The organism is Burkholderia sp. Ac-20345 (assembly GCF_017104825.1).
Lineage (GTDB): Bacteria > Pseudomonadota > Gammaproteobacteria > Burkholderiales > Burkholderiaceae > Burkholderia > Burkholderia lata_B.
The window spans coordinates 1-8,746 of sequence record NZ_JAAGPO010000300.1 but is presented as its reverse complement, the minus strand read 5'-3'; the positions used below and the strand labels follow the sequence as shown (position 1 = coordinate 8,746).

Genomic DNA, 8,746 nt, shown 5'->3' with positions numbered 1-8,746 from the left:
ATCGATCAAATTTCGGCATCCAAAATGAATAACGCAAAGACGAAATTCAGCTACACCACTGCCGACGGCATTGTGGAGACGCGAACCAGCTCGCGAGCGTATACGCATGTCGTCGTCGGTCGTCGTGCAGGACATCGCGCAGCTGCGCGCGGCGGTCGAGCGCGTGCGCGCCGACGTCGGGCCGAACGTGCGCGCGATCGACGTCGATGCACGCCAGTCCGGCGACGCACCGGTGCCCGTCGCGTACTCGGGGATGCTCGAGATCGGCGACGTGCGTTACATCGAGACGCCGGACGGCGTGAAGCACGTGTTTGTGGGCGCGTCGGCGAACGGCGCGCCGGACCTCAACTGACGGGAGAAACGGCATGTACGAAGCATTGGAACGGGCAGCGGATGAATGCGGACCGCTCGAGCAGGCGCTCGGGGCGCCTGACGCGGCGGTACGGATCGGCGTGCTCCGCGAGGCGCTCGGCGAGACGGCCGAGCGGGTGAGCGCGGCCACCGCGCAGGCGGCGAGCGACTACGACCGCGACGCGATGCAAAAGATCTATCGCGGCTTGCTGGCGGCGCAGCGGATTGTCGCGACGTTGCACGAGGCGAACGCGACGGCCGCATAGCGGCCCTGGTTTCGCCGCGCAACGTGCGGCGGCGGACGGAGCGGCGCGAGCCGTTCCCGACGATGCCGCACGCTGCGCGGCAAAAAAGCCGCGGGCCGCGACATGAAGCGGCGGCGCGGGAACTTTGTCAACGCGTGATCGAATCACGCACTTTCTGGAGAGTAATCATGTCGGCATTGGTAGGTGGTGCACTGGGCGAAATGACGAAGGACACGATGGCAGGCATCGCGTTTTCGAAGGCGGCAACGAAACTGCAGCAGATGCAAGAGATGACGAAGGCGGAAAACGACGTGAAGAAGCAGGCCACGAAGATGGTCGGCGACGCGTCGAAGCCGGCGCAGTAAGCCGGCTGCCGTTCGGCATCGTGTTGGGCGGCCGGCGCGCGAGCGCCGGCTGTATTTTTTTGGGGACGCCGGATACCGGGGTGAAACTGTCATGAGTTGGGAACGTTACGCACAGGTCGTCGCGGAGGTATGCGCGGTTGTCGGCTTGACGGACGTCGATTACGTGCTCGAGACGCGCACGATCGACGTCGAGGGGTTCGACGTGCGCATCGAGTACTTCGACGAGGATCCGGAGTCGATGTACGTGAATTTCCATTACGGCATCGTCAGCGCGGGCCGCACGCTCGCGGTGTACCGGCTGCTGCTCGAGGCGAACCTGCTGATCTATGCGCAGGACCAGGCGCAACTCGGGATCGACGCGGACACCGGCAGCATCGTGCTGCTGATGCGATTGCCGCTCACGCCGGACGTAACGGGCGAGACGCTCGCCGATCTGTTCGCGCACTATGCGGAGCACGGCCGCTACTGGCGGCAGAACATCATCGAATCGGGCGACGAGATGTTCAGCGGTATCGCGTCCGGCGAATATTTCTGGCTGCGGGTGTAGCGCGGCCCGACGGCGGCACGCGCAATCGGCGGGCCAATCGTAACGGAACGTCACAAATTGCTGCACGGATCCGGCGCGAACGAGACGATAGCGGCACGCATCCATGCGCTGCGCCCCGCGACGAGCGGCGGCGCGGCGCGCGGATCGAGCCCGAACTTCGTATTCGAACCCGCTTGCCGAGAGGATCCACCATGTTTTCGACACTCTATTTCGCCGCCGCCGCCGCGCTTGCCAATCCGGCGTCGACCGACGCCTACGCAGCGCGCGTGTTCGACGGCCGCTTCGCCGAAGCGGCCGCGCTCGTCGCCTCGCGCTGCGAAGCCGACCCGGGCGCCCCGGCCAACGACGTGCGCGACGTCAGCGCGTACGCGGACATCCAACTCGTGCTCGGCCGCTTCGAGGAGGCCGAGGACATCTTCCGCCGCGCGCTGAAGCTGCTGCGCGATTCGCGCGACCAGACGCGCGTGATGACCTGCCGCAACGCGAGCTGGCAGGCGTTCTTCCAGAACCGTTTCGGCGTCGCGCAGGCGGGCTTCCGACGGATCGCCGACGATCGCGCGGCGAGCGTCGGGCAGAAGCTCGAGAGCCTCGTCGGCGCGTGCGTCGTCATGCATCATCTCGGCCGCGCCGAGGACGCGATGGTGGCGCTCGACGGGCTCGACGCAGCCGCTCGCGATGCCGATCCGCGCTGGCGGCAGCTCGCCGGCGCGCTGCGCGCGGACTTGCTGCTGCAATACCGGATCGGTCGCGCCGACGCGCTCGGCGATCACGTCTACTGGCGCTCCGCGCTGGCCGATCTGCCGTTGTCGGCGTTCGCGGAAACGGGCGCGCCGGTGGCCGATGCCGATGCGCTGCCGCTGCTGCGGAAGCGCGTCGACTACATGCGCCAGGCATGCGCGCTCGCCGCCGGCGACCACGCGGCGCTCGCGCGGATCGATGCGCATGTGAGCTGGTGCGCGAAGACGGGCCTCGTCGACTACCAGCGCAGCGTGTGCCTTGAAGTCGCGCTGGCGGCGCTCGCGGGGCACGCGCCGAATGTCGCCAACGCGATGATCGCGCCGTATCGCGACGCGGTCGGGCGCTGCGGCTCGCACGTGCGCTGGACCCTCGACTATCTGTACTGCGCGGCGAAGGTCTGCGAGCAGCAGGGGCGGATTCGCGAATCGTCGTCGCTGTATGCACGCTATGCGCTCGCCTCGGTGCGGCACGTACGCTCGGACGGCGCGGCGCTCGCGCCCTCCCTCGCGATTGCGCGGTGCGGTACGCACGCGGCGGCGCCGAGCGACGACGTCAGCGCGCGGCTGCCCGGCAAGTACCGGCGCGCGTATCGCTATTTGATGGAGCGGCTCGACCAGCGCGACCTGTCGGTGCGGGAGATCGCCGCGCACATCGACGTGACCGAGCGCGCATTGCAGGCCGCGTTCAAGACGTTTCTCGGGTTGTCGCCGAGCCAGCTGATCCGACGGCAGCGCATGGAGCGGATTCGCGGCGAGCTGCTGTCGGAAGGGCCGCGCGCGGCGAGCGTGCTCGAGATCGCGAACCGCTGGGGGATCCAGCATCGGTCGACGCTGGTCAACGGCTATCGGCGGATGTTCGACGAGGCGCCTTCGCAGACCTTCGACCGGTGAGGACGCGGGGCGACGCACAGCGCGTCGCCGCCGGTCGGCTGTTGCACACCGGGCGATCGTTCCGGCCGGGCGAAGCCGGCGCGCGGGCTCGCCGCGCCAATGCCTCACCGCGTTGCTTCGATGTCGCGTCGACGCATTATTATCGCGACACCGCCTTCTTGATCATGTCGATCAGTTTCATCTGGAAGCTGTTGATCATCTCCGCCACAGCGAGCAGTTGGTTCGCGAACCCGATTGCACGCTGCATCCTGATCGTCTGCGCGGTCTCGTGATGGATCTGCTGGATACTCGGCATCCCGGCCGCGGCAAGCGTCTGTGCATCGTGGGCGCCGTGTGCTTCATGCTCGGCGGCGGATGCGGGTTTCGACGGCGGGGTGCCCGCAGCCTGCGATTGAGCGTGCTCGGCCCCGAGCGGCGACGGTTGCCCGTGCGCGGCTTGCGGTGCCGGTGGCGGATCGCTCAAATCGATGAGATCGCCTTCCGGTACATGTGCGGAATGAAGCACGGCCGGTTGCAGGACCGCATGATGCGCGACAGTCTGCAATTCGTCGGGCGTTGCCTCGAGCAGCGACGATGGCGTACCGGTGGGCTTCGTCGTGGAGGGCGGGTCGCTCAGGTCAATGAGGTTGCCTTCGTGCGGGTGTGCGGAATGAAGCACGACCGGTTGCAGGACCGGATGATGTGCCACCGTCTGCAATTCGGCGGGCGTGGCTTCGAGTAGCGATGCGTTGTGTCCAGTCGCTTCCGGCTTGACGGCGGTGCGCTTCAGTGCCGACGCGTTCAGCGGACGGGCCTCGGGTCGAGACGTCGACGCGCCTTGCGGTCGCAAGCCTCCCAGCACGCCTGACGGCTTCGGTTGAGGGGCCGCGGCACCGGACAGGGGCGCACCGATCGACGGCGGGTTCTGCGAAGGCGGAGTCGAGCCCCCGGTCTGAATGGGAGATTTGATCGATACTGGCTGCACAATCCGGCTCCTGAAGAAGGTAGACCTTGGCGCCCGACTGCCGCGCAATGGGCGCACCGGGCGACGCGGCGCCACTGTACGTCGACATGCGCGCCGCAGCCTACCGCGGTGCGAAGCGATACACCCGCGCGCGAACGTCGCCGAAGCGACGCGGCTCGCGCGATCGCGATTCGCATACGTCGCCGCGGCTTCGCGCGCATGGGGCACGCTCGCGCGTCGGCGCCCGACAATCGGCGTGTCCATTCCCTGAACCGGAGCCGCCGATGAACGCCATCCGCCCACCCGAACTGATCGAAACCGAGCGCCTTCATCTGCGCCCGCTCACCGCCGACGATGCGTGTGAGGCCTTCGACGCGCTGTTCGGCGATCCGGCGACGACGCTCGACCTGCCGTGGCCGATTCATCGCAGCGCCGACGAAACGCGCGCGTGCATCGGTCGTCTCGCCGAAGGCTGGCGCAGCGGCGCATTTTTCAGCTGGGGACTGTTCGAGAAGCGCGACGGCCGTCTGATCGGCACCCTCGAGATGCACGGTCGCCTGCCGCGCGTCGAGATCGGGCTCGTGACGAGCTTCGCGCCGGGGCGTGTGCGGACCCGCGCATGGTCGGAGATGCTGCGCAGGTTTCTCGACTGGCTGATCGCGCAGCCGGGCGTATACCGGATCGAGGCGTTCTGCTCGGTGACGGGCCGCGCCGCGCCGTTCATGCCGAAGCTGGGTTTCGTCAGCGAGGGCGTCGTGCGCAACTACGAGGCGCGTCCGAATCGCGGGATGAGCGCGGGCGACAGCTATCTGTTCGCAATCACCAGGGCGCCGGGGCCGCTGGGCGAGGCCGTCGCGACCCGCGACGCGCAGGCGCCGGCGCGCCGGGCTGCATGAACCGGCGAGGAGCTTGCACGGGAGCGCCAGGGCGGCGGGGTGGCCGCGACGATCCGCGCCTACACTCGCGCCGGCCATCGATTGCCTGCGTCCGATTCGTCGCGGCGCGCATCGCGGATGTCGCGCAGTCTCGCTGACTTTCGCCGGCGCGTCCGACCCATGACGGAAGTCGCGGCGGAGATGCGGGTTCGCCGGGTCGAACGTCGCGCATATCCGGGCTCTCGGCATTCGGGTTCGCGTGACACGGTGACGACCGATGTGCGGCTTGCCACGATCGCCGCAAACCACAAACCGGCCCGATCTTCACCCCATCCCGCTCGCATGCACATGCCGCGCCCATTGATACCGGTCGAGCCTCAGCAGTTGCGAGATGCGCGCGGCGACGTCGCCGTCGTGCGCGCCGGCACCCTCCGCGAGCTCATCCACTTTGAGGAACCGGCCGACGAGCACCGTCGACGCCCGATCCCCCGACAGCACCACGGTCTGCGCATAGCGCCGCCAATCGTCGTCTTGCAGCGCGTACAGGCACCAGCTCTGCAGCGCCGTGCACAGCGGCGTGCCGCGCGCCTGGTCTTCGAGCGTGCGCAGAATGTGCAGCGCGCCGATCCAGTCGCGCCGGCTGATCCGCAGCCGCACGTCGCACAGGTCGACCGCGGCGTTGCGCGGCTGCAGGACGCGCAGCGCGATCAGCAGTTCGTCGAGGTCCGCGTGTGCGCTCGCGCGCAGCCCGACCGAAAAGGCCGAGAGCAGCGCGCGCAATGCGGCTTTGTTGCACGATTTGATCGCCATGTCGGTGCGATGCGTCGAGAAGAGATGATCCGTCGGCGATGATCGCCGTCGTACGCGCGGAGAGCGGCCGGCGCGTGCGAAGCGACATCGTGTGCGGCGAAGCGATGCGCGCGTTGCGGCGGCGGCGCACGATGCTCGACCGATCGTTTCGGTCGCCGCGACGTCGCTTCGTGCGGTTCGCGGCGCGCGCGGACGCGCTGCCTAAGCTTGTCGTCGAACCGCGGGCGCATGAGTGCCGCGCGCGTTCTGTTTCCTTTCCTTCAGTCGATTCACATTCATAGCGAGACGATCATGAGCGTTAACGGCATTACATCGACGACCATCCACCCGTCGCAGTTCAACTCCTCGTCGACGTCGTCGAGCAGCCGCGATCAGAAGATCGACAAGCTGCTCCACGAAATCGAAGCGCTGCTGATGCAGGACGATTCGGGAGACGGCGACGACACGGACATCGGTGGCGATTCGAACGGCAACACGCCGACCGGCAACAACACCCCGACGAACCACGTGAAGCCGTCGACGGGCGACAAGCCCGGCGAAGACATGCGCGACGTCAAGCTGAACACGAAGGCGGGCGGCGAAGCGCTGCACCTGAAGATGGACTCGCAGGGCAACCTGTACAACGGCAGCGGCAATTCGGTCGGCGTCGTCGACAAGGACGGCAACGTGAAGCTGAACTCCGGTGCGACGAAGGAGCTGGAGCGCCTCGAGACGGGCGGCAATCCGTTCATGAACGCGAACGTCGGCAAGCGCGGCGCCGGCGGCAACATGGAGTTCACGCCGGACGAAGTGACGGTGAGCGCGGGCGACGTCGACCAGAAGAACGACTTCTGACCGCGCGGGCGGCGCGGCGCGGCGGCACTGGACACGCGCTTTCGAATCGGTGCACACTGCGCGCTCGCGCCGCCGCGTCGCGGCCCGTCCAATCATTCGCGGACCGCGCCGTCCGCCGGAGTCGAACTTGATCGTGTCGCAACGGGCCGACGCCCGAATCCTCGAGGTGATGCAGGGCCGGCAGGCGTGGGGCACGCTCGCGCTCGACCGCGACGGCGCGATCGTCGCGGCCACCGAGCGCGCGCATGCGCTGTTAGGCCGCACGCTCGCCGCCGGGCTGCCGCTGCACGCGCTGCTCGGCGACGCGGCGGGCGTGGATCCCGCCGCGCTGTTCGACACGCTAGAACAAGGATTCGAATTCGAAACCGACGACGCGATCCTGTGGTTGACGCTGCAGCCGGTCGAGCACGATCCGGCGATCGCGGCGACGGTCACGGTCGCCGACATCACGCCGCTGCGCCGCGCGCTCGACGAGCGCGTCGCGTCGCTGCGCTTTCTGGCGCACGACCTGCGTTCGCCGCAGAATTCGATACTCGCGCTGACCCAGTTGCACGACGCCGATCCCGAAGCGTTCGCTGCGTGCGGCGGCCTCGAACGGATCGCGCAACTCGCACGGCACGCGTTGCTGCTCGGCCAGGACTACCTCGTCGCGTCGGCGGCGGACGATCTCCGACAGCGCCATTTCATGCGCTTCGACCTGCGCACGATGCTGCGCGAGCTCGTGCCGAAGCTCGAAGTGGGCGCCGTCTATCGCGGCGTCGCGTTGCAGCTCTGGCTCGACGACGCCGTACCGCTGTGGTTGCGCGGCGCGCGCGTATTCGTCGCCCGCGCGCTGCAGAACCTGATCGACAATGCGGTGCAGGCGTCGCGGCAGGGCGCGCGCGTCGAGATTCGGCTGCACGTGCGTGACGCGCACGCGGAAGTGACGATCCGCGATTGGGCCGGCGGCCTGCCGGGCCTCGTCACGGATGGGCGCATCACCGATTTCGCGCCGCTCGCGAAGCGTGGCTCGATGGGCTTCGGCCTCGGGCTGCAGCTCGCCGCGCAGGTCGCCGCCGCGCATGCGGGCACGCTGTACGCCGAATCGAATCACGGCGTCGGCACGGCGTTCGTGATGCGCTTGCCGATCCCCACGCCGGCAGGCGCGGCAGCTTCGGCCGTGCCGGACGGCATCGCGCGCTGGCGCGCGAGCGTCACGCCCGACGGCTGAGCGCCGGCATCCTTTCCTTTTCGCTTGACGAACCCTATTTCCGCGATGTCCGAACCGAACATGCAGCGCACCGTGCAGCAGCCCAAGCAGATCGTCGTCGTCGAGGACGATCCGGTGCAGCGCACGCTGCTCGTCACCTGGCTCAAGGCCGAGGGCTACCGCGTCGAGGCGTTCGGCGACGGGCTCGACGCGCGTCGCTTCCTCGGCGACAGCTGGGCCGATCTGCTGGTGCTCGACTGGGACCTGCCCGGGATGACGGGCGAGCGGCTGCTCGGGTGGGTGCGTAGCCGCGCGCGCTCGATCGTCCCGGTGATCTTCCAGACCGTGCATTCGGACGAAGAAGACATCGTGAAGATTCTCGACGCCGGCGCGGACGATTTCCTGATCAAGCCGCTCGAGAAGCAGACGCTGCTCGCACGCGTGCGCGCGTTGTTGCGGCGCTTCGCGGCGCTGTCGGTCGACAGCGGGCGCATGCAGCTCGGCGGCTGCGTGTTGTCGCGCGCGACGCTGACCGTGTCCGACGGCAGCGCGTCGCACGCATTCAGCGCGAAGGAGTTCGACATTCTCTGGCATCTGGCCGAGCATCCCGGCACCGTCGTGCAGCGGCAGGATCTGTTGCGGCTCGTGTGGGGCGCGGAAGCGTCCGCGCAGACCCGCACGGTCGACATGTACGTGAGCCGACTGCGCAGCCGGCTGAAAGCGGCGGGCCTCGGCTGGACCGTGCATGCGGCGTACGCGACAGGCTACCGCCTGAACCTGGGCGCGGACGTCGAGCCGGCGAATCGCGCATCGTGATACGGCGCGCGGCCACCTCGGCTGCCGCCATCGCGCTCGCGCTCGCGAGCCATACGCCGGCGCTGCACGCGGTGCCGCTCGCGTGGCCGCTCGCGCGCTTCGACTATCGCGTCGGGCCGGTGAGCGCCGCCGCCGCGTTGAGA

At 68.5% G+C, this 8,746-nt stretch carries 10 protein-coding genes and 1 pseudogene; 9 read left to right on the top strand and 2 right to left on the bottom strand.

What is annotated here, in order from left to right; genetic code table 11:
• Nucleotides 1-103: 103 nt before the first annotated feature.
• The 5 genes and pseudogenes from G3O06_RS44730 to G3O06_RS44710 form a co-directional block, all read left to right on the top strand.
• Nucleotides 104-352, top strand: a pseudogene (locus G3O06_RS44730) (serine protease); the annotation flags it as partial.
• Nucleotides 353-365: 13 nt separating this feature from the next.
• The gene (locus G3O06_RS44725) at nt 366-617 is read left to right on the top strand and encodes a type III secretion protein (protein ID WP_174974694.1); all 252 of its coding nucleotides are present in this window, start codon (nt 366-368) and stop codon (nt 615-617) included.
• A gap of 167 nt (nt 618-784) precedes the next feature.
• Nucleotides 785-961 (top strand): hypothetical protein, encoded by a 177-nt coding sequence (locus tag G3O06_RS44720; RefSeq protein ID WP_174384133.1) that lies wholly within the window; start codon nt 785-787, stop codon nt 959-961.
• 91 nt (nt 962-1,052) lie between these two features.
• Complete coding sequence (locus G3O06_RS44715) at nt 1,053-1,508, top strand: CesT family type III secretion system chaperone (protein ID WP_174943594.1); 456 nt, start codon at nt 1,053-1,055, stop codon at nt 1,506-1,508.
• 191 nt (nt 1,509-1,699) lie between these two features.
• Nucleotides 1,700-3,136, top strand: a complete 1,437-nt coding sequence (locus G3O06_RS44710) for a helix-turn-helix transcriptional regulator (protein WP_205819904.1) — start codon at nt 1,700-1,702, stop codon at nt 3,134-3,136.
• A 139-nt stretch (nt 3,137-3,275) separates the two neighbouring features.
• Here G3O06_RS44710 and G3O06_RS49445 read toward each other — a convergent pair whose 3' ends face one another.
• A complete protein-coding gene (locus G3O06_RS49445) occupies nt 3,276-4,175 on the bottom strand; it encodes a hypothetical protein (RefSeq protein ID WP_346779595.1) in 900 nt (299 codons plus the stop codon).
• A gap of 188 nt (nt 4,176-4,363) precedes the next feature.
• Here G3O06_RS49445 and G3O06_RS44700 point away from each other — a divergent pair, with 188 nt between their 5' ends.
• Nucleotides 4,364-4,975, top strand: coding sequence for a GNAT family N-acetyltransferase (locus tag G3O06_RS44700; RefSeq protein WP_205819903.1), 612 nt, complete (start codon nt 4,364-4,366; stop codon nt 4,973-4,975).
• A 303-nt stretch (nt 4,976-5,278) separates the two neighbouring features.
• Here G3O06_RS44700 and G3O06_RS44695 read toward each other — a convergent pair whose 3' ends face one another.
• Nucleotides 5,279-5,764 carry an HrpB1 family type III secretion system apparatus protein gene (locus tag G3O06_RS44695; protein WP_085043281.1) on the bottom strand — a complete coding sequence of 162 codons (486 nt, stop codon included), beginning with the start codon at nt 5,762-5,764 and terminating at the stop codon, nt 5,279-5,281.
• Nucleotides 5,765-5,992: 228 nt separating this feature from the next.
• Here G3O06_RS44695 and G3O06_RS44690 point away from each other — a divergent pair, with 228 nt between their 5' ends.
• From G3O06_RS44690 to G3O06_RS44680, 3 genes are all read left to right on the top strand, one after another.
• Nucleotides 5,993-6,598, top strand: coding sequence for a hypothetical protein (locus tag G3O06_RS44690; RefSeq protein WP_205819902.1), 606 nt, complete (start codon nt 5,993-5,995; stop codon nt 6,596-6,598).
• Between the two features lie 133 nt (nt 6,599-6,731).
• Entirely contained in the window at nt 6,732-7,808 is a 1,077-nt protein-coding gene (locus G3O06_RS44685; RefSeq protein WP_205819905.1) for a HAMP domain-containing sensor histidine kinase, read from the top strand.
• A gap of 45 nt (nt 7,809-7,853) precedes the next feature.
• Entirely contained in the window at nt 7,854-8,603 is a 750-nt protein-coding gene (locus tag G3O06_RS44680) for a response regulator transcription factor (RefSeq protein ID WP_174974686.1), read from the top strand.
• Nucleotides 8,604-8,746 lie beyond the last annotated feature (143 nt).